The following is a 19,386-nucleotide window of genomic DNA, read 5'->3' as shown; positions in this document are numbered from 1 at the left end:
GTCAAGTATGCCAGGATTTAATTTGAGTATATGGATCCCAGACCATGTTTTGTGGAGATTATGTCTGCCATCTCACGAACCTGTTCATATTTGCTTTCCTGAGCCTTTATAATAGATGGGGCGAAATGATCTTCATACCGGTTATCCATAAAGTTTAATACATTTACCTGCCATTTCCATAATTCGTCTGGTGACAGGTAAAAAAATTTAGGCTGAATGTTCTGATGATAAAAGTCTTCATCCATTTCTAAAATATTCTCCATAGTCAGGTAAGGTTCAAGTTCTGAAAGTCCAGGAAATTCGTTCTGTGCAGACCATTTGTTATGATTCATTGGACAGGCATCCTGGCACATATCGCAGCCATAAATCCAGTCACCGAAATCAGAAGCCAGAGGTTCATTGGGTAAGTTTCGTCCTCCAAAGGTTGTTAAAAAGGAAATGCAGCGAAGGGGGTTCATGGTATAAGCGTCGGACAGAGAAGCAGTGGAACAGGCTTTCATGCAGCGGTTGCAATTAGGCGGACAAGGAGAAAGATTTGGTTTTTCTATCAATTCCATCTCACAATCAGTTAAAAATGCTTCCAGGCTGATCCAGGAACCGGATTCTGTATAAAAAAAGTTGTTCCGCCTTATTATGCCAAGACCTGCCTGCAATGCAGCCCAGCGCACTCCCACAATTCCGAACTTACGATTGGTCGCAGTGCGTAAACCCAGCTCTTGCATATATTGTTCCAGAGCGGTACTGTTTTGAAATTCTTTCGTATTTTCATTTGTGCGGGAATCCGTTAAATAATGCTTTGCAATGTGCCCCTTTAATGATTCCGGAATATGGTACTTTGAATATCGCTTGACCAAAACTACAATGGACTTTGCCCAATCAAAATCTTCCTGGAAACGGATAAGACGTTGCTGATTTTGATAAAAGGGCTGGGATTCCGGTACTTTTTGAGTCCGTTCATTAAATTTCTCCTCATAGCCGGTCATCATTTCAACGGGAATAATGCCGCATTTTTCATAACCGAAATCAAGTGCTTTTTTTTGGATCAGCTTAGCGATGGAATTGTCTGAATCACTTTTTTTACTCATCATATCGATACCTCGGATTTTTTGTCTTTGCACGCGGCGTGGATACTGCTTTGCCGCCATTCACTGAATTTTCTATTAATTCTCATTAAGATGCAATGATTGTAAAATGTATATATGTATATACATATAATATCAGGGGCTGAATCGCTTGTCAAGAATCAGATATGAATTCTGCTTGTAGTAAGGAGGCTCAATTGGGGTATATTAAGTTCAAGCATAAAGAAAGGAGCGTTTATCTGTGAACAAATTTATTTTCAATGACTATTTTCATGTACCTCAGGGAAAAATTGCGAAGCGTATGCTTTTCAAAAGTGATAATGTAATTGCTTTTGTTCTAAATATTGCAAAAGGGGAAATACTGCCAGGGCATACACATATGGAATCAACCCTTCTCCTACAGGTCTTAGAGGGGGAGGCGAAAGTTGTAACGGATGGAAATGAGACTCTGCTTCAGATTGGTGAATTAATGCAGGTTGACGGGAAGGAAAGCTTACAGGTTATCAATATTGGCAGCGATGTCTTACGCCTTTTTGTCACGATTTCACCCATGGGCTCCGAGGCATTTGCAACAGATGCAAATGTTTAATCACTTTGAAAACCCTCAGTGCGCTGGGGGTTTTCGTACGACTAAATTATGCACGGATTATCGGATCTATAAATGTATCCTATGTTATTATGTTTGATGAAAGGAGGTCGTATTATGGATTCAATCAGTAGTATGAATGAAGCATTGTCATATGTGGAAGATCACCTGACAGAAGATATGGATTATGGTGAGGTAGCTAAAATTGCCCACTGTTCCGAATATCATTTTAAACGTATGTTTTCACTTCTGGCAGGTATCAGTTTATCAGAATATGTCAGGAGAAGGAGATTAACATTAGCTGCCCTTGATTTGAAGGATAAAAACTCCAGAATCATTGATGTTGCGGTAAAATACGGTTATAATGCAGCTGATTCTTTCTCCCGCGCGTTTCAAAACATGCATGGTATTCTGCCTTCTGAGGCAAGAGATGAGCAGACAAAACGAAAGGCTTATCCCAGAATGACCTTTCAATTATCAATTAATGGAGGATGCGAGATGAATTATAGAATCGTGGAGAAAGGACCGTTTCAATTAGTGGGATTTAAGAAAAGAGTTCCAATTATTTTCAATGGTGTAAATCCTGAGATCGCAAAAATGTATCAGCTTATGACACCTGAAGTGATAGAACGGCTAAAGGCCCTGTCAAATATTGATCCGGCAGGTATTATCAGTGCATCAACAAATTTTTCCGAAGAAAGAATGGAAGAAAGTGGAGAACTAGATCATTATATTGGCGTAGCAACTACAAGCAGTGAAACTACCGGATTTGATGAATTAAGGGTTGGCGCTGGCACCTGGGCCATTTTTGATTCAGTTGGACCATTCCCCCAAACACTTCAAAATGTGTGGGGAAGGATTTACTCAGAATGGTTTCCGTCTTCTGGTTATGAAGCAGTAGAGGGACCGGAGATTCTATGGAATGAAAGTAAGGATACGGAGAACCCCAAATACAAAAGTGAAATTTGGATTCCGGTAAAGAAGAAAAAATAGAATATATGGAATATAACATTTACCAGGCGCTCCCATAAGGAGCGCCTCTATTTTTTTGGCATTGTAAATCAGTTTCACTTGATAAGTGTTATAAAAAATAGTATAAATAATTAGAGAAACTAACCTCCAATTCCCACACATAATTGCTAACTGACAGATATTTACTGCAACAAATTGTTTTGTATTTAACCGCTTCTTTTAATTTCTTATGCACTCATTACAAGTAATAACAAATCAGGGGGGGAAGTATGTATTCATTAATTCATAAACTGAACATCAGTCTGTTCAAGAAAATAATCAGTGTTTTTTTAATCGTCATAGCACCCATTTTTATACTTGGAATCTATATCCGTAACTGGGGAGCCAGTACAGTACGGGAAGAGCTGTCGAAATCATCAACTGCTCAGATTGAATTTTACTTAAACCAGCTGGAAAAGGAAATTGAACGTCTTAAAATATTGCAGTACACATGCTTAAATGATGAATCTCTAAACCGTCTCGCAGTCCAGTATAGTATCATGAGTGATTATGAAATAGTGAGTAATTTAAAACAGCTGCAGTCTCGTCTCATAACAATTGCTTATAGCAGCAGCTATGTCAAAAATGTCAGCGCCCATATATTTTCCATTCATAAAACAGTTTCCTCTACAAGAGGGGTTGATCCATTGGATCCCAAGGCTTATGAGCGCACTAAGGATGCAGCCGGCTTAACAGGTGCCCAGATTATCAGATACAAAGATCAGTTATATCTGACGACCGTTTATCCTTCGGATAAAACAGGCTTAAACAGCAGCTATGTCATAGAAATTGAGTTAAATCAGGATGCATTTAATGAGGATATGGAACAATTTAATATTTATCCGGACAGCGGATCCTACCTGATTGATTTAACCAACCGAAAAGAAATCGCAATGGCCAATACAGGGAAAATTCTGCAGTCCGATTCAATTTTGGAGGATTTCGGCACCACTCAACAAAGCGGCACCAGCTTGAGAAAAATAGATTCGTTCCGTTATTACTCCGTGTACGCCCGGTCCGACTATTTAAATATGCTTTTGCTCCGATATCTGCCGGAAAATCTGATCTTTACCCCCATGCGTAATTTTACCAATTGGATCTGGATATTTGTTATGGTATCAATTCTGGTAATTGCAATTTTTACATTAACCATGAACCGATTTATAAACAAACCAATAAAAAAACTGGTTGAAGTTTTCCGCCAGGTGGAAAATGGAAATCTGCAGATTAGTTTAAACACCGATGACGTAGAATCAAAAGAATTTGCCTATCTGTATGCCAGATTCAACAAAATGGTTGACAGTCTGAATATGCTGATCGATCAGGCTTATAAACAGAAGATCCTGACTCAGCGTGCAGAGCTTAAACAACTACAGGCACAAATTAAACCTCATTTCCTTTATAACAGCTTTTTTATCATTAATACCATGGCACAGACAGGAGATGATAATTTAATCGAGTTTACTAATCACTTGGGTGAATACTACCGCTACCTTACCAGGAATGCTGCAGATATTATTCCTCTACACGAGGAAATTAAACACGCACGTACTTACACCAGCATTTTATCCATGCGTTTTACTAAGAATCTGACGGTGGAATTTGGTTCCTGCCCAAAGGAATATGAACAATATCCCGTTCCCCGGCTCATAATACAGCCTTTAATTGAGAATGCGTTTGAGCATGCAGCGGAAAAAAGGATGAAGGACCGGATTATTTCCATTTCATTTGAAATACAGGAGGAGAGACTACATATAACAGTTGAAGATAATGGAACCAGCCTGTCAGATGAGGAACTGATTAAACTGCAGAAAACATTGGTATCACAGCCAGATGATGGAGAAGTTACAGCATTGCTTAATATCAACAGACGTTTAAAGCTCCAATATGATGAGAACAGCGGGGTAGTACTAGATAGAAGTCCGTTGGGAGGACTTGGGGTTGAACTGATTTTAGGCCCCAGAAGGGAGTAATATGTATCGACTTTTAATTGTTGATGATGAGGAGATCATCGTAAATGGGTTATATGATATTTTTTCCAGCATGGAGAATCTGGATCTGGATGTGTATAAAGCGTATTCAGGAGAAGAGGCAATCCAGTGGCTGGGGCGCACAAGAATGGATATTGTATTGACTGATATTAATATGCCGGAAATAGATGGCCTGTATCTGCTTGAGGAGATAAAAAAACGATGGCCATGGTGCCGTGTAATTTTCCTCACAGGACATAGTGAGTTTAACTATGCATATAAAGCAATTCAGTTTAGCAATGTCAGATACATATTGAAGACAGAAGGATACGGTAAGATTATTAAATCAGTTGAAAATGTGATACAGGAGCTGGTGGATGAAAATCAGACAAATGAATTAATACAAAATGCCAAGAATCAGATTAATATTGCCCAGGATTTGTTTTGCCAGAAATATTTCTATGCACTGCTTAATAATGACCATTCGTTAAAAATAAATGGGGAAGAATTTGAACGGCTTTTTATCCATTTAAACGCAGATGAACCGGTGATGCTTATTTTAGGTGAGATATTGATTTTGCCTAAGTCAGTGGATTTTTGGGAGAAGAATCAGATCATGTATTCCATAAAGCAGCTGATCGTCAGGTATTTTGCAATTCATATCAATAGCCTGGTGGTTCCCCTTAAGGATGAAAGACTGGCAGTATTTGTTCAACCCCAAAAGACACAAACTTATTCCGAAAATCCATATGGAAGCATGAATGTATTTTTAAAAGGGACTTTGGAAATCGTTCAGTCCGCCTGCCGGGACAGACTTCAGGCCCCAGTCAGTTTCGCTCTGGCAGAAAAACCGTGTAGCTGGGGAGAAATTGCAGATAAGTATGTATCCCTCATCGATCTGCTCAATTATCATGTCAGCAATGACATGGAAACAATTATTGATGAAAGAGATTTTCGGAAACAAAGACAGACATTTATTCAGTCTTCTGCCGTTAGTTCGGACAATGCCACTACTTTATTGCAGGGACTTCTGTACCGGAAGGATTTAAGCAATCTCCAGCATTCCATTGAGACTGGAGAGGAGCAGGATTTTTATGATTCCCTGAAAGACTGGCTGGATCCGCTTGGGGAGATACAGGACAAAAACAATGTAATTGCTTTGGAGGCATATCAGACGGTCCTTACTTTTTTTCTTTCCTGTATCAACCGGTTTCAGCTGAGGGGGAGGTTTACACAATCCAATCACATCAATGATCTGTATCATAGCGGAAATTACAGTACCTGGAAAGAGGCAGCCAGGCATCTGTTCCAATTGTCTCAGATGCTGATTGAATTAAAAAAAGAAGAAGAGAGCAAGAGGACAAATGATACCATCGATTTTGTCCAGCAGTATATTGAAACTCATTTGTCTGAGGATTTATCATTGACCAGTCTGTCGGAAAAAACTTATTTAAACCCCTCCTACCTTTCCAGGCTATATCATCAGACCACCGGACACAAGCTCTCCAGTTTTATCGAGAGTTCAAGAATCAGAAAAGCAAAGGAGCTACTTGAAAATCCCAATGAAAAGATATATGAAATCGCAAAAAAGGTAGGATACGATACAGCAGCCTCATTTACCCGTTTCTTTAAAAAAGCAGAGGGAATATCGCCCCAGGAATATCGTGATGTATCAATTGCTGAAAAAAGGCGGATTAGTCATACATGATCTGTCAATGTAAATAAAGGATAAGACAGTATTTGATAATGGTAAATAAATGCCAAGAAAATCAAAAGATGTTTATGGAAAATGACGAAAAACACCGGTATAATATGAGAAGGAGTTGGTTATAAAGCATAAAACAAGGAGGATCTTATGGAAAAACGTATTATTCCCACTGGTTTATCTGCCATACTGATTGGGGGCCTGCTGCTCACTGCATGCAGCAGTCAGACAGGGGGTTCGTCATCAACGGTAAGCAGTACAGGTGAAAAAGGCACTGCTGTTGAAACAAGCAATTCTGCGGGGGCAGAAAATGCTGATCCATTCGGCAAATACGAACCATCTGTTAAGATGACGTTTGCCCGAACGGTAGATAATGATTTAAACGACAACATACTGCCGAAAACACCGGGTGAAACAATTGACAAAAACCGGTGGCTGGATTTGTATTCAAAGGATTTAGGAATTGATATCAGCTATGCCTGGACTGTAAGGGGCGGACTCAATGACGATGCTTATACACAGAAGTTAAACGTTACAATTGCCTCTGGAGATTTGCCAGACGTACTGATTGTAAACCGTACCCAGCTAAAGCAGTTAGCTGAATCAGATATGATAGTAGATATGACAGATTATTTTGATCAATATGCCAGTAAGCTTACAAAGGAGGTTTATAATTCTGAGGGCCCTGGTATTCTGGAATCAGCTACATTTGACGGGCGTTTAATGGCAGTCCCTTATGCAGATGCATCGGTTGAAAGCACCCAGTATCTGTGGCTTCGTAAGGACTGGCTGGATAAACTGAAGCTGGAACCACCTAAAACAATGCAGGATTTAAGGAAAATAGCTACTGCATTCACTACCCTTGATCCAGATGGAAACGGCAAAAATGATACTTATGCCATGGCGATTACTAAAAATCTATATAACGGAGCCATGGGTGTAGAAGGTTTCTTCGCAGGATACCATTCTTATCCCAATATGTGGGTGAAAAAGGACGATGGTACTCTGGCCTGGGGCAGTGTACTCCCAGAAACAAAAGATGCCTTACGCGCACTGGCTGAAATGTATAAAGCAGGGGAAATCGATCCGGAATTCGGAATTAAAGACGGCGCCAAGATGGCAGAACTGGTTGCAGCAGGAAAACTGGGAATCGACTTTGGTGAACAGTGGAATCCCATGTATCCTCTCATCAGTAATTATCAAAATGATCCCACAGCTGACTGGGTAGGCTATCCGATTGTATCTGCCGATGATACATTACCCAAAGTTCCCCAGAAATTCCGTACACAGTGGTATTATGCCGTTCGTAAAGATTATGCCAATCCCGAAGCCGTGGTTAAATTAATCAATCTTCACCTGGAGAAAAACTGGGGTGAAAACAACGAATTTGATCATTATTATATGCCTGCTGAAAATGAAGGCAAAGGTGTGTGGAAATTCTCACCGGTTACCCCGGCTCCTACCAATAAAAACCTTGAGGCGTTTAATGAAATACAAAAAGCCCGAAAACTGGGAGATATGAGTATTTTAAAAGGAGAACCGGCTATTATCCAAAAGAATCTGGAAGCGTTTTATGCCGGTGACACGACGCAGTGGGGTTGGGAAAAGATATACGGGCCTGATGGAGTTTTCAATGCCTTAAACGGATATATTGAAAATGGTCAGGTCATGAGAGAAGAATTTGTAGGTGCGCCTACGCCTACCATGGTAGATAAACAGTCCTCTCTTCGCACCATGGAGCTTGAGATGTTCGTGCGGATTATTATGGGTGATGTGCCCGTAGATGAGTTTGATAAGTTCGTTGATAACTGGAATGCTTTAGGCGGAGCCCAGATGACAAAGGAAGTAAACGAATGGTATCAGTCTGTTAAAAAATAGAAAATGATTTATGAGAGGAGAGGTTTGACAGAAACTAATCCTCTCATTTTTATTCATAGAAGAAAGGGGTCTGTTTATGAAACATAGACGTAAGCGGGAACTGCCATTGCATCTGATGATTTTGCCCAGCATGATCTTGCTGCTGTGCTTTAGCTATTTACCAATGGGAGGAATTATCATTGCGTTTCAGAAGTTTATACCGGCAAAAGGATTATTTGGAAAACAGAAATGGATTGGCTTTGATAATTTTATTTATCTGTTTCAGCTGCCGAATTTCGTAAGTGTTCTTTGGAATACTCTTTTCATTGCAATCATGAAAATAATATTAGGACTTTTAATCCCAATTGTAGTTGCGATTCTTATTAATGAAGTGAGAAACAGTGGGTTAAAGAGAAGCATTCAGACAGCAATCTATCTGCCACATTTTTTATCCTGGGTAGTATTAGGAGGTATCTTTATCGATATACTTGCTCCAGGCGACGGATTGATTAATCAGATTATAAAAGCATTTGGGGGTCAGCCCATTTTCTTTTTAGGTGATAATAAATGGTTTCCTCTAACCTTAATCGTAACAGAAAGCTGGAAATCCTTTGGATACGGTACAATTGTGTATTTAGCGGCAATCACAGGCATTGATTTAAGCTTATATGAGGCTGCGCAGGTTGACGGGGCAAACCGGTGGAATCAGATATGGCATATTACCCTTCCGGGGATGCGAATGGTAATTGTTCTGTTAATGGTATTAAGTCTTGGAAATGTATTAAATGCCGGATTTGACCAGGTATTTAACTTATACAGCCCACCTGTGTATGCAAGCGGAGATATTATTGATACGTTTGTTTACCGGATTGGTATGTTAGAAGCTCAGTTTGGAGTTGCCACTGCAGTAGGTCTGTTTAAATCTGTGATCTCCCTGACCTTGATTTCAGTCTCCTACTGGTTTGCATATAAATTCGCAGATTATCAGTTGTTTTAAGAAAGGAATTGTATATGAAAAGGAATAAGAAAATCAAGTGGTTTCCAATAATCAACACTGCCATACTGCTCACGCTGGCATTGATCTGCATTATACCGCTTATTCATGTAGCTGCTGTTTCCTTTAGCTCCAGTGCGGCGGCTTCTGCAGGAAGTGTTTCCTTATGGCCCAAGGAATTTACAACAAATTCTTATGCCTTTGTAGCGAAGCGTCCTGCATTCTGGCGTGCGATGAGGGTCTCAATCATACGAATTATCCTCGGCGGTGGTTTAAGCATCCTGCTTACGATTACGGCAGCGTATCCGTTGTCACAACCAAAGGAAAGTTTTCGGTTTCGGACTGTTTATGCGTGGTTCTTCTTTATTACAATGATTTTTAATGCAGGAATGATCCCCTGGTATATGGTAATCCGGCAATTTGGCCTGCTGGACAGTATCTGGGCTTTGATCCTTCCGGGTGCGGTACCTGTTTTCAGTGTGATACTCTTACTTAACTTTTTCCGTGAGGTGCCCAAGGAACTTGCAGAGGCGGCATTTATTGACGGTGCAGGGCATTGGCGTACGCTACTAACAATCTATGTACCTTTGTCAAAACCAGCTCTGGCAACCCTGCTTCTTTTTTCCCTGGTAACAAATTGGAACAATTGGTTTGATGGTTTGATTCTTATGAATAATCCAGATAATTATCCGTTGCAGACATATATACAAACCATTGCAGTTCAGCGTTCCTTCAGTATGATGACGAGAGAGGAAATTCAGCAGATGGCAGCAATATCAGACCGTACGCTTCGATCTGCACAGATATTTTTAGGTTCCCTTCCCATTGTAGTGGTTTATCCGTTTCTGCAGAAATACTTTGTGAAAGGTATTGTGTTAGGAGGAGTGAAAGGGTGATTTTATTTTTGAGGTACTCTGATGGGAGTACCTCTATTTTTTGTAAAGATAAAAAATAAATAATAATAAATGGAAGAAAATGTGATAATATATGTATGAAATTATGGTAATAAATGAAATTGTAAATATAGAGAAAAGATGGAGTAAGGATAGAGACCATGATACTTTTAAATGATGAAAGAGTTATGAATGTTACCTGCGTAGACAACAAAGAAGAAATGGTTACCCTGAGAAATATACATAAAGATATATTCATTGATGAGTCAAGAAGTCAGATATCAAGCAAGTCCGACTTATTTTGCTATGCACGGGAAGAAGTAATAAACAGACTGAAAATGGCAGCTGACAGTTTACCAGCCGGTTATCAGTTTTTGGTGAAAGAGGCATACAGGCCTCTTTCCCGTCAAAAAAAGTCTTTTGAAGAAGCGTTTGAAGGCTATAAATCTGAATATCCATTAAAGAGCCAGGATGAAATCTATGGTTTAACCTGCCAATATGTTGCTCCAATTGAAGTGGCAGGGCACCCTACGGGAGGGGCAATCGATATAACATTATTAAAAGATGGGATAGAAGTGGACATGGGAACAGCGTTTAATGATATTCCTTATGAACCGGAAAACTTAACTTATTTATATTCTCAATTTATTAGCGAGGATGCAAAAGCGAATCGTAATATTCTGATTAAATGTATGGAGGAAGCAGGATTTATCAATTACCCAACCGAATGGTGGCACTGGTCATATGGGGATTGTTATTGGGCTTGCTTAAATCATTGTGATGCCATATATTCCGGTGTCAGGGAAGAGGATATAGTAATGTCTGGTGAGCAAATATAAAAGTTATTTTCGTTTAGTGAATTTTTCAATTGCAAAATCATAGGATTCTTCAATCAGAGGCTTTAGTTTTTCAAATGTTTCCTCTGTGGGACTTAACACGCTAATCCATCCCATCCATCCATAAACAGGGTGTGGCATGATGATATCAAGGGCGGTAAAATCGTAATCCATATGGATAACCCCTCCAGCAGGCGGACGTTTGGGGATATAGGAAAACATACTTTTAAAAGTATCTTTTCTTATTCCCAAATTCACCCGATAAACATCTTTTCGATTTAAATTTGAACTTTTATCGTTCTCACCATCCTTTTCCTTAATTGTGAGAGTGTATACGCCACGTTTTAAGGTATGCCCTGGATTATAGAAAATACCTTTTTCACCCCAACTCTCTACAAGTACTGTTCCGTCAAGATTACTTAAGCAGTAATTCAAAATTTCATTTTGTTCCATTTTTAACCGTCCTATTAATAGTATTTTTCTTTCATGAATCAATTCTATCAAATAAAACATGACAGCCTTATGTCATAGTATAAAGGAAGTATCACTTTTTTATTATAGATCATCGTCCTATATTATGGTGGACAGTAAAAGCCTCACCCAGTACAATTATGGCAAATACAGCAGTAAGTATGGGTAGAAGTAATGTAAGTATTGATACGGTAGATGAATCAATGTAGCCAAGAGCATAATTAATTGAAAAGTATCCGCCAACCTGTGTGATCCTTTCATCATATAGATTCAAAGACTTCAATTAATTTTGTGCATACAAGGTCAAGAGCATCCCGGGCTTCCTCAACCGTTCCCTGCATATTGAAAAAGCCATGGATAATCCCATCATACCTCTTAAGGCATACGTCAGCACCAGCTTCTGATAAGTTTTTTGCATAATGCTCCCCTTCATCTCTTAATGGATCATATTCGCACGTAATGATGCATGCATTCGGAAGATCTTTAAAATTCTCTGCGAGCAAGGGCGAAGCAAGGGGATTTTTAGCTTCATTTAAATTATTTAAATATTTAGGGACATACCATCCTTCAATTGCATGTGTTTCCAGTCTATATCCCTTTGCGTTTTCCACTCTGGATAATGGTTTTGTTACTCCAAGTAAATCAAACATGGTATTAATTAATATCTGATATGTAATTGAGAATTCTTTTCTTTCTCTTGCCATCTGAGTAACTGCTGCAGTGAGAGTTCCACCGACACTGTCACCGCCAACTGCAAGTTTATCTGGCTGAATATTTAATTCCTTTGCATTTTCATATACCCATTTAATTACGGAATAACATTCTTCCCCAGGATCGGGAAATTTGTGCTCAGGAGACAGACCGTAATCGATGGATATTACAGTGCAGTTTACATTATTTGTTATTTTGCGGCATATAGAATCGTAAACTTCCATACTTCCAAAAATAAATCCACCTCCATGTATCCATATAAATGCAGGGTGGATTCCCTTGGTTTTTGGATTATAAATTCTGATTGGAGTATCTCTTTTAGCCGTTTTAAGGGTGCGATTGATTACAGTTCCTACATCAATAATATCTCCTTTAAAATCATCCCAGCTTTTTTCGTAATAGTCTCTCAGCTCCTCAAGGCTAAGGGAATAAATACTTTCAAAATCGGTTTCCAATAATTTTTTAAATATTGAATTTAGTGGCATAATTAAAAACCTTCTTTCTTTGTTATAAACTTATATTATTAATGGTTGATGCTATTATAACAATAATAGTTGAAAAATACTACTATTATAATTTGAAATTAAATTAAAGTTTTATTAAATAATTCAATAAAACTAGAGGATACTTAGGAAATTATTAATTAATATTACGACAATAGGTTGACAATACGGATTCCAATGCATATAATATAGTTGAAAAAATAAACTACATGTTTCGCTAATATTTATCAGTATAAATTATAATGAAGTATAAGACTAAGCGGTATAAATTGTAAAAAAGAAAGGAATATATAATTCAGTCAACTTATAAATGGGTCATTGGGTTATATGAAAAAGATATGAATGTAAGACATGATGTAAGATATTTCGGGATTATAAACAGACAACTTCATAATTATATTAATGTAGCTTTCAAAGCATTGGATTTAGATTACTGGGAGTGCATACTAATTGTAAATTTATATGAGAACGAGGGAATTAATCAAGAGAAGCTTTCTTCCAACCTTCTAATAGATAAATCGATTACAGCAAAAACGATCAATTCACTGGTGAACAAAGGCTTTGTAATCAGAAAAGCTTGTGAAACCGATAAAAGAGCTAAAAACCTTTATATATCAGATAAAGGAAAGGAACACAAAGAGTATATTTTTAGCCTGATAGAAAACTGGATTGATTATATTTCAGATGGAATAGATAAAGAAACTCGGGATTTTGTACTTAATAAGCTTCGTATTATGGCGGAAAGAGCCAGAGATGCTGATTTTGATGAATTGGTATCTAATAACTGATGAGTTAAATTTAATATTGTTAATTATTTTAGTTGTGTATGCAGTCGCGTAATTTATTGTTGACTTCTAATATTTTATTAGATATAATTTAACAAAAATAAATAAGAGCTTATGCTTTCATCACCGGATGATTGCATTATAAGGCATCCAAAAGCCAACCGTAGGTACGGTGTGTTATCACACTATAAGGTTAGCTTTTGGGTGTCTTTTATTTTTAAGGAGGTCAAAATGATTATCAAAGAGTATAACTACTTACCAGAAGAAGCTATAAAAATAAGAAATGAAGTGTTTGTAAAAGAGCAAGGATTTGTTGAAGAGTTTGATGAAATTGACGGCATAGCCAAGCATATAGTTTTGTATGAAAAAGAACAGCCAATCTCAACATGCAGAATTTACTTCAATAGTGAAATACAATCATTTGTCATAGGAAGAATCGCTGTCGTAAAGGAATGGAGGGGGAAAAACATTGGGACTAATATAATAAATATTGCAGAAGATTATATAAAAACAGATGGTGGAAAAAGTGCAATGTTGTCAGCACAAGTACGAGTTGCAGAATTCTATGAAAAGCAAGGGTACAAAAAGCAAGGAAAATCCTATTTGGACGAGGATTGTCCACATATTTGGATGAAAAAGAATGTGGGGGGTATGGATAAATGAATATAAATTATCTCATGCCACTTCTTGTTGTAATCATATGTAATGTTTGCTATCACTTGATTAGTAAGAATATTTCAAGTACTACAAATACATATATGGGTCTGATTATAACATATGGAGTTGCTTGCTTAATAAGTGCTCTTGCATTTTTTATTACTTCAAAAAACTGTTTTATTGAGGAAGTTACAAAAGTAAGTATATCCAATATTCTATTAGGACTGGTTGTAGTTGGTATTGAAGGCGGTTATATTCTTATGTACCGCAGTGGTTGGGAAATCAGCAAAGGTTCATTGATATCAAACATGTGTATAGCAATCATTCTTCTGATTATTGGTGTATCAGTATTTAAAGAGGGAATCACAATAAAGAAGTTAATGGGTGTTGTTCTATACATTATGGGTTTTTTTTTAATTAATAAATAGACAGGCAAGAGAATATGAGGATATAGTGCATTTTAGTTTATTAAACTTTCCAATCCCAAAAGAGCGCATCAGTGATAATTAACTATTTTAGTTGACATTGCAGACACCGTATGTTAGCATTAATAAAACTTAAAACAAAAAGGCTATGATGTGAAATAGTAAGTATTAGGGATCTTACAGAGAGAAGATGGTTGGTGCGAATCTTCATTGATCTAATATGGAAGCAGTCACGGAGCTGTGAACCGAACGGAAAGACCTAAGTAGGCTTCAACGGAGTTCCACCGTTATTTGGGAAGCAATATAGGAAATAACCCGTATTGACAGAGTGCAGAGAAATCTGAAATTAGGTGGTAACACGGACATAATCGTTCGCCCTAAGTTGACAACAAGTCGGCTTAGGGCTTTTTGTTTTGGGTAAATAAATGAAAGGAGTAATATTTATGACAGCAAGTGAGTTAAGGAAGATGTATGTGGATTTTTTTAAAGAAAAGGGGCACAAATTAATCGCGTCTGCTTCACTTTTGCCAGAAAATGATCCGACAGTTTTATTTACCACAGCGGGAATGCATCCCCTGGTACCATATTTATTAGGGGAAAGCCACCCACAGGGAAGACGTCTTACTGCCATTCAAAAATGTTTGAGGACAGGGGATATTGATGAGGTGGGTGATGATACCCATTTAACATTCTTTGAAATGATGGGAAATTGGTCCCTTGGAGATTATTTTAAAGAGGAAGCAATCTCCATGAGCTTTGATTTTTTAACAAATAGTTTAAATATACCTATTGAGAGAATTGCAGTAACTGTATTCGAAGGAGACATGACAGTGCCTCGGGATAACGAAGCGGAAGACATTTGGAAGAGCAAAGGATTAAAGCAGACTCAGATATACGCTTATGGCCGGGAAGAGAACTGGTGGGGGCCCCCTGGACAGACAGGACCATGCGGTCCCGATACGGAAATATTTTATGATATGGGGAAACCAAAATGCAGTGATCATTGCGGACCTGCATGCAAATGCGGAAAATACGTTGAGATATGGAACAATGTATTTATGAAATTTAATAAAGAGGCAGATGGAAGTTTCACAGAACTTAAGCAGAAAAACGTGGATACAGGCATGGGGCTGGAACGGGTCCTGACAATATTTAACGGAAAAACCAATGTTTACGATACAGAGCTGTTTATTCCGGTTATGACGCAGTTAAACAACATTATTGGAGTATTAGATGCGAAAATGTCTATAAGAGATAAACGGATTATCTGCGAGCATATCAGAGCGGCCTGTTTCATATTGGGTGATCCTCAAAAGATATGCCCATCCAATACAGAACAGGGCTATATACTAAGACGTCTGATCCGAAGAATGATCCGGCTGTTTAAAAAAGCGGGAATTAATCAGAATTATTTATGTGATCTGGCAGAAGTGATTATCCGGCAATATCAGGATGCATATCCTGAATTATCCGATAACGAAACATTTATTAAAGAGCAATTACAAAATGAAACTGATTTGTTTTTAAAAACCCTGGATGTGGGATTAAAAAAAGCGGATCAATATTTGGAAAAAACAGATGAAAACACCGCTTTAAGCGGAGAGTTAGCATTTAAGTTATATGACACATACGGTTTTCCAATCGAGTTTACCTGTGAATTAGCCCGGGAAAGAGGGCGTTCAGTTGATATGGAATCATTTCAGGAAAAGTTTACAGCCCATCAAAACAAGTCCAGAGAAGGGGCCGCAGAAAAATTCAAAGGAGGGCTGGCGGATCATAGTATGGAAACTGCCAGACTTCATACAGCAACCCATTTGTTGAACGCTGCGTTAAGAAAAGTACTTGGTGATGAGGTTTCCCAGCGTGGCAGTAATATAACCCCTGAACGACTTCGGTTTGATTTTTCTTTTCATCGGAAAGTGACACCAGAAGAACTGAGTGAAGTAGAAAAGATTGTTAATGAAGCAATTGATAAACAAATAGAAATATCCATGAAGGAAATGAATCTTAATGAAGCTTATGCATTAAATGCGGTGGGAGTATTCACAAATAAATACGAAGAAACTGTCAAAGTGTACTCCATCCCTGGTTATTCATTGGAAATCTGTGGTGGTCCTCACGCGGGCAATACCGGGGAGTTAGGCTTATTTAAAATTGTTAAAGAAGAGGCTTCTTCGGCAGGCGTAAGAAGAATAAAGGCGGTTTTAAAGGAGGGTAAACATGAGCAATGATTTTGTAAATCTGACAGCAGAAAACCTTGAAAAAGAGCATTTATGCTGCATTATCCGAAGTAAAAAGACACATCCCGGAATTGAAGCAAAGAGGCAATGGCTTTCAGAACGGCTAAAGGAAGGACACGTTTTTAGAAAGTTAAATGAAAAGGCAACTGTATTTATTGAATACGCTCCTCTGGAAACCGCCTGGGTTCCCATAACTGGTGACAACTATTATTATGTGTATTGCTTATGGGTATCAGGAAGCTGCAAAGGAAAGGGGTATGGGAGAGCGCTGATGGAGTATTGCATTGCAGATGCCAGGGAAAATGGAAAATCTGGTATTTGTATGCTTGGAGCAAATAAGCAGAAAGCCTGGCTTTCTGACCAGACCTTCGCGAAAAAGTTTGGTTTTGAAGTTGTTGATACTACTGAACAGGGATATGAATTACTTGCCCTTTCATTTGACGGAACATCTCCCAGGTTTGCTCAAAGTGTAAAAAACAAGGAAATTAAAAAGGAAGAGCTCACCATTTATTATGATATGCAATGCCCCTATATCTTTCAAAATCTTGAGACGGTAAAGAAGTATTGCGATATAAATGAAATTTCGGTTTCTTTCATTCCGGTGGATACGCTGCAAAAAGCAAAAGAACTGCCCTGCGTTTTCAATAACTGGGGTGTGTTCTATAAAGGTAAATTTCAGACCGTAAACTTATTAGATGAGACTAGCTTAGCACGAATACTGAAAAAACAGTAATTGAAATAATAAAAGGCAAAAACCCACGAAAGACGGTTTTTGCCTTTTTAAATATATGGACGTACAGTTCTGTGCATGCGGACAAAAATTGATAAGAATAGTCGAGAAAAAATTCAAATAAATGCTATTATTATAAAAGGAGGTGTCAGTATGCCAAAGGAACAGTCTCTTCAAAAAGCTATGGATTATATTGAGAAAAATTTAACCAAAGATATCAGCTACTATGATATAGCACGGGAAGTTGGTATTTCAGTACCTCATTTTTACCGGCTGTTTAAAAGATTGACGGGGGATACCGTGGGAGCTTACCTATTAAGGCGAAGGATATCCCTGGCTGCAAATGATTTGGTGGACAGTAATAAATCTATTGTAAGTATAGCATTAGAATATGGCTTCGAATCCCACGATGTATTTACCAGGGCATTTAAAAGAGTGTATGGAATGTCTCCAAGCAAGTACCGTAAAAGTAGTACTTTAGTGCCTCTAAAAAGATTGACAGCCATACGCGATCCATCTGAGGAGGATGAAAATCAAATGAAGTTCAGCCTGCTGCATACCGAAGGCTTTGTAGTTGCCGGACTGGAGTGCAGGGCTGTACAGTGGGATAGTGACGGAGCCATAGGCGGATTGTGGAGTGAATTTTTAGCATATCTGGAAAAAATCCAACTGATACAGGATAAAGTGACCATGTATGGTATTTGCGAACATGAAACCTGCAGGAATGGAGGTTTTACCTATATGGCTGCCATTGGTATTGATTCTGGAACTGATATACCGCCTGGTATGACTAAGAAATTCATATCACCCCAAAACTTTTTTCAGGCAAGTGTTCCTGATCGTATCAGCACACCGGATGCTTATGCTGGTGCGATTGGTTACGCAAGAAGTCTGGGATATACCTTAGAAGACAACGACATGATTGAGGTTTATGATGGAATCTTTCAGGATCCGGATGTGAACAGGTTTCGATTATTGATTCCAATTATGTAATAAAAAATGGAAAGGAGAGTGTTGCCATGGCAAAGATATTTAAAAATATTGACTGCATTGAGCTTTATGTTTCTGATTTAAATGAAGGAATACAGTATTATTGTGACAGCATGGGGTTAAAACTTCTCTGGCGGAATGAGGATATGGTCGGACTGGGAATGGAGAATGATATTACCGAGATCGTTTTACAATCCCAGAGAAAACAGGTTCTTGTTGATATAAAAGTGGAGTCTGTGGATGAATCCATAGAAAAAATCAAAGAAGCAGGCGGAACAGTGGAATACGGCCCGTTTGACGTTCCTATCGGACGATGTGCAGTAATCCTTGATAAATGGGATAACAAATATGTGATACTGGACATGACAAAGGGTAGATATGTCACTGACGAAGATGGTAATGTAACCGGTGTAAGAAAAGAGTAATGTCGGTCAGGAGTATTGTGGGATATGAGGTGAAAAATATTGATGAATCAAGTGATTATAGAGGTAAATGAAAGTCTGAATGAGATTCCTTTGTCTTTTATAAAAAAACCGATCATAATAGGCGGCATGGCTATGGAATATTATGGAATGCGTAAGGCAGGCAGGGATATTGATTTAATCATTTCACAAGATGATTATCGAGTACTTTCTAAAAAGTATCCGGATAACAAAAAAGATATTTATGGTGATTTAGGCTTTATCATAAATAAATTTGAGATCTGGCGAAGCATTGCACTGATTGACTATGATTTTTTTCTTAAGGATGCTGTAGATGAAGGAAATGTTTTAGTTGTATCCTTAGACAGGCTTCTATGGATGAGAGTATGTGCCATGGAGGTTGAGAAATACAAAATGGATTTGGACTTAATGAAAGAATATTACTATGGACATTTTAGAAATCAATATTACCTGCAGGAATACAGGTTAAATAATTCAACAAACTAATTATGAAGAAA

At 38.1% G+C, this 19,386-nt stretch carries 20 protein-coding genes and 1 other annotated feature; of the genes, 16 read left to right on the top strand and 4 right to left on the bottom strand.

Annotated elements, in window-relative coordinates:
* Positions 1 to 17 precede the first annotated feature (17 nt).
* Positions 18 to 1,088, bottom strand: coding sequence for an epoxyqueuosine reductase (locus ACOAOT_RS13265; protein WP_420217416.1), 1,071 nt, complete (start codon positions 1,086 to 1,088; stop codon positions 18 to 20).
* Between the two features lie 235 nt (positions 1,089 to 1,323).
* On the opposite strand from ACOAOT_RS13265, the gene ACOAOT_RS13260 reads away from it, so the two are divergent.
* The 8 genes from ACOAOT_RS13260 to ACOAOT_RS13225 all read left to right on the top strand — a co-directional run bounded on the left by ACOAOT_RS13260 (position 1,324) and on the right by ACOAOT_RS13225 (position 10,937).
* On the top strand, positions 1,324 to 1,671 hold the full coding sequence (locus ACOAOT_RS13260) for a cupin domain-containing protein (RefSeq protein WP_420217415.1): 348 nt from the start codon (positions 1,324 to 1,326) through the stop codon (positions 1,669 to 1,671).
* 114 nt (positions 1,672 to 1,785) lie between these two features.
* On the top strand, positions 1,786 to 2,661 hold the full coding sequence (locus tag ACOAOT_RS13255; protein WP_420217414.1) for an AraC family transcriptional regulator: 876 nt from the start codon (positions 1,786 to 1,788) through the stop codon (positions 2,659 to 2,661).
* Between the two features lie 248 nt (positions 2,662 to 2,909).
* Complete coding sequence (locus ACOAOT_RS13250) at positions 2,910 to 4,652, top strand: sensor histidine kinase (protein WP_420217413.1); 1,743 nt, start codon at positions 2,910 to 2,912, stop codon at positions 4,650 to 4,652.
* Between the two features lies 1 nt (position 4,653).
* The gene (locus tag ACOAOT_RS13245; RefSeq protein ID WP_420217412.1) at positions 4,654 to 6,357 is read left to right on the top strand and encodes a response regulator transcription factor; all 1,704 of its coding nucleotides are present in this window, start codon (positions 4,654 to 4,656) and stop codon (positions 6,355 to 6,357) included.
* A gap of 147 nt (positions 6,358 to 6,504) precedes the next feature.
* Complete coding sequence (locus ACOAOT_RS13240) at positions 6,505 to 8,232, top strand: extracellular solute-binding protein (protein WP_420217411.1); 1,728 nt, start codon at positions 6,505 to 6,507, stop codon at positions 8,230 to 8,232.
* Between the two features lie 76 nt (positions 8,233 to 8,308).
* Entirely contained in the window at positions 8,309 to 9,208 is a 900-nt protein-coding gene (locus ACOAOT_RS13235) for an ABC transporter permease (RefSeq protein ID WP_277408436.1), read from the top strand.
* 14 nt (positions 9,209 to 9,222) lie between these two features.
* The gene (locus tag ACOAOT_RS13230) at positions 9,223 to 10,101 is read left to right on the top strand and encodes a carbohydrate ABC transporter permease (RefSeq protein WP_420217410.1); all 879 of its coding nucleotides are present in this window, start codon (positions 9,223 to 9,225) and stop codon (positions 10,099 to 10,101) included.
* Between the two features lie 158 nt (positions 10,102 to 10,259).
* Complete coding sequence (locus ACOAOT_RS13225) at positions 10,260 to 10,937, top strand: M15 family metallopeptidase (RefSeq protein ID WP_420217409.1); 678 nt, start codon at positions 10,260 to 10,262, stop codon at positions 10,935 to 10,937.
* 3 nt (positions 10,938 to 10,940) lie between these two features.
* On the opposite strand, the gene ACOAOT_RS13220 is transcribed toward ACOAOT_RS13225, so the two are convergent.
* From ACOAOT_RS13220 to ACOAOT_RS13210, 3 genes are all read right to left on the bottom strand, one after another.
* The gene (locus ACOAOT_RS13220) at positions 10,941 to 11,387 is read right to left on the bottom strand and encodes a DUF6194 family protein (protein ID WP_420217408.1); all 447 of its coding nucleotides are present in this window, start codon (positions 11,385 to 11,387) and stop codon (positions 10,941 to 10,943) included.
* Between the two features lie 109 nt (positions 11,388 to 11,496).
* Positions 11,497 to 11,679 carry an EamA family transporter gene (locus tag ACOAOT_RS13215; RefSeq protein WP_420219421.1) on the bottom strand — a complete coding sequence of 61 codons (183 nt, stop codon included), beginning with the start codon at positions 11,677 to 11,679 and terminating at the stop codon, positions 11,497 to 11,499.
* Positions 11,666 to 12,601, bottom strand: coding sequence for an alpha/beta hydrolase (locus ACOAOT_RS13210; RefSeq protein ID WP_420217407.1), 936 nt, complete (start codon positions 12,599 to 12,601; stop codon positions 11,666 to 11,668). The genes ACOAOT_RS13215 and ACOAOT_RS13210 overlap by 14 nt, the downstream gene beginning before the upstream one ends.
* Before the next feature lie 356 nt (positions 12,602 to 12,957).
* Between ACOAOT_RS13210 and ACOAOT_RS13205 the strand changes: the two genes are divergently transcribed.
* From ACOAOT_RS13205 to ACOAOT_RS13170, 8 genes are all read left to right on the top strand, one after another.
* Positions 12,958 to 13,407, top strand: a complete 450-nt coding sequence (locus ACOAOT_RS13205; RefSeq protein WP_420217406.1) for a MarR family winged helix-turn-helix transcriptional regulator — start codon at positions 12,958 to 12,960, stop codon at positions 13,405 to 13,407.
* A gap of 228 nt (positions 13,408 to 13,635) precedes the next feature.
* Complete coding sequence (locus ACOAOT_RS13200) at positions 13,636 to 14,067, top strand: GNAT family N-acetyltransferase (RefSeq protein ID WP_420217405.1); 432 nt, start codon at positions 13,636 to 13,638, stop codon at positions 14,065 to 14,067.
* Positions 14,064 to 14,489 (top strand): hypothetical protein, encoded by a 426-nt coding sequence (locus ACOAOT_RS13195; RefSeq protein WP_420217404.1) that lies wholly within the window; start codon positions 14,064 to 14,066, stop codon positions 14,487 to 14,489. Before ACOAOT_RS13200 ends, ACOAOT_RS13195 begins: the two co-directional genes overlap by 4 nt.
* Positions 14,490 to 14,625: 136 nt before the next feature.
* Positions 14,626 to 14,869: a binding site (T-box leader), on the top strand.
* Positions 14,870 to 14,929: 60 nt separating this feature from the next.
* Positions 14,930 to 16,717, top strand: coding sequence for an alanine--tRNA ligase (locus ACOAOT_RS13190; protein WP_420217403.1), 1,788 nt, complete (start codon positions 14,930 to 14,932; stop codon positions 16,715 to 16,717).
* Positions 16,707 to 17,459 (top strand): GNAT family N-acetyltransferase, encoded by a 753-nt coding sequence (locus tag ACOAOT_RS13185; protein WP_420217402.1) that lies wholly within the window; start codon positions 16,707 to 16,709, stop codon positions 17,457 to 17,459. Before ACOAOT_RS13190 ends, ACOAOT_RS13185 begins: the two co-directional genes overlap by 11 nt.
* A 150-nt stretch (positions 17,460 to 17,609) precedes the next feature.
* On the top strand, positions 17,610 to 18,449 hold the full coding sequence (locus tag ACOAOT_RS13180) for an AraC family transcriptional regulator (protein ID WP_420217401.1): 840 nt from the start codon (positions 17,610 to 17,612) through the stop codon (positions 18,447 to 18,449).
* A 26-nt stretch (positions 18,450 to 18,475) separates the two neighbouring features.
* Positions 18,476 to 18,871, top strand: a complete 396-nt coding sequence (locus tag ACOAOT_RS13175) for a VOC family protein (protein WP_420217400.1) — start codon at positions 18,476 to 18,478, stop codon at positions 18,869 to 18,871.
* A 42-nt stretch (positions 18,872 to 18,913) separates the two neighbouring features.
* The gene (locus ACOAOT_RS13170; protein ID WP_420217399.1) at positions 18,914 to 19,375 is read left to right on the top strand and encodes a hypothetical protein; all 462 of its coding nucleotides are present in this window, start codon (positions 18,914 to 18,916) and stop codon (positions 19,373 to 19,375) included.
* Positions 19,376 to 19,386: the final 11 nt, after the last annotated feature.

It is taken from the genome of Lacrimispora struthionigena (assembly GCF_048627165.1).
Lineage (GTDB): Bacteria > Bacillota > Clostridia > Lachnospirales > Lachnospiraceae > Lacrimispora.
This window is presented reverse-complemented; position numbering and strand designations above follow the sequence as displayed.

Bases quoted from the DNA above. Each gene is read 5' to 3' on its own strand.
- ACOAOT_RS13185 (WP_420217402.1), top strand. From the start codon at position 16,707: ATGAGCAATGATTTTGTAAATCTGACAGCAGAAAACCTTGAAAAAGAG.
- ACOAOT_RS13205 (WP_420217406.1), top strand. From the start codon at position 12,958: ATGAATGTAAGACATGATGTAAGATATTTCGGGATTATAAACAGACAA.
- ACOAOT_RS13190 (WP_420217403.1), top strand. From the start codon at position 14,930: ATGACAGCAAGTGAGTTAAGGAAGATGTATGTGGATTTTTTTAAAGAA.
- ACOAOT_RS13200 (WP_420217405.1), top strand. From the start codon at position 13,636: ATGATTATCAAAGAGTATAACTACTTACCAGAAGAAGCTATAAAAATA.
- ACOAOT_RS13170 (WP_420217399.1), top strand. From the start codon at position 18,914: ATGAATCAAGTGATTATAGAGGTAAATGAAAGTCTGAATGAGATTCCT.
- ACOAOT_RS13235 (WP_277408436.1), top strand. From the start codon at position 8,309: ATGAAACATAGACGTAAGCGGGAACTGCCATTGCATCTGATGATTTTG.
- ACOAOT_RS13265 (WP_420217416.1), bottom strand. From the start codon at position 1,088: ATGATGAGTAAAAAAAGTGATTCAGACAATTCCATCGCTAAGCTGATC.
- ACOAOT_RS13240 (WP_420217411.1), top strand. From the start codon at position 6,505: ATGGAAAAACGTATTATTCCCACTGGTTTATCTGCCATACTGATTGGG.
- ACOAOT_RS13180 (WP_420217401.1), top strand. From the start codon at position 17,610: ATGCCAAAGGAACAGTCTCTTCAAAAAGCTATGGATTATATTGAGAAA.
- ACOAOT_RS13230 (WP_420217410.1), top strand. From the start codon at position 9,223: ATGAAAAGGAATAAGAAAATCAAGTGGTTTCCAATAATCAACACTGCC.
- ACOAOT_RS13255 (WP_420217414.1), top strand. From the start codon at position 1,786: ATGGATTCAATCAGTAGTATGAATGAAGCATTGTCATATGTGGAAGAT.
- ACOAOT_RS13210 (WP_420217407.1), bottom strand. From the start codon at position 12,601: ATGCCACTAAATTCAATATTTAAAAAATTATTGGAAACCGATTTTGAA.
- ACOAOT_RS13220 (WP_420217408.1), bottom strand. From the start codon at position 11,387: ATGGAACAAAATGAAATTTTGAATTACTGCTTAAGTAATCTTGACGGA.
- ACOAOT_RS13250 (WP_420217413.1), top strand. From the start codon at position 2,910: ATGTATTCATTAATTCATAAACTGAACATCAGTCTGTTCAAGAAAATA.
- ACOAOT_RS13245 (WP_420217412.1), top strand. From the start codon at position 4,654: ATGTATCGACTTTTAATTGTTGATGATGAGGAGATCATCGTAAATGGG.
- ACOAOT_RS13225 (WP_420217409.1), top strand. From the start codon at position 10,260: ATGATACTTTTAAATGATGAAAGAGTTATGAATGTTACCTGCGTAGAC.
- ACOAOT_RS13195 (WP_420217404.1), top strand. From the start codon at position 14,064: ATGAATATAAATTATCTCATGCCACTTCTTGTTGTAATCATATGTAAT.
- ACOAOT_RS13175 (WP_420217400.1), top strand. From the start codon at position 18,476: ATGGCAAAGATATTTAAAAATATTGACTGCATTGAGCTTTATGTTTCT.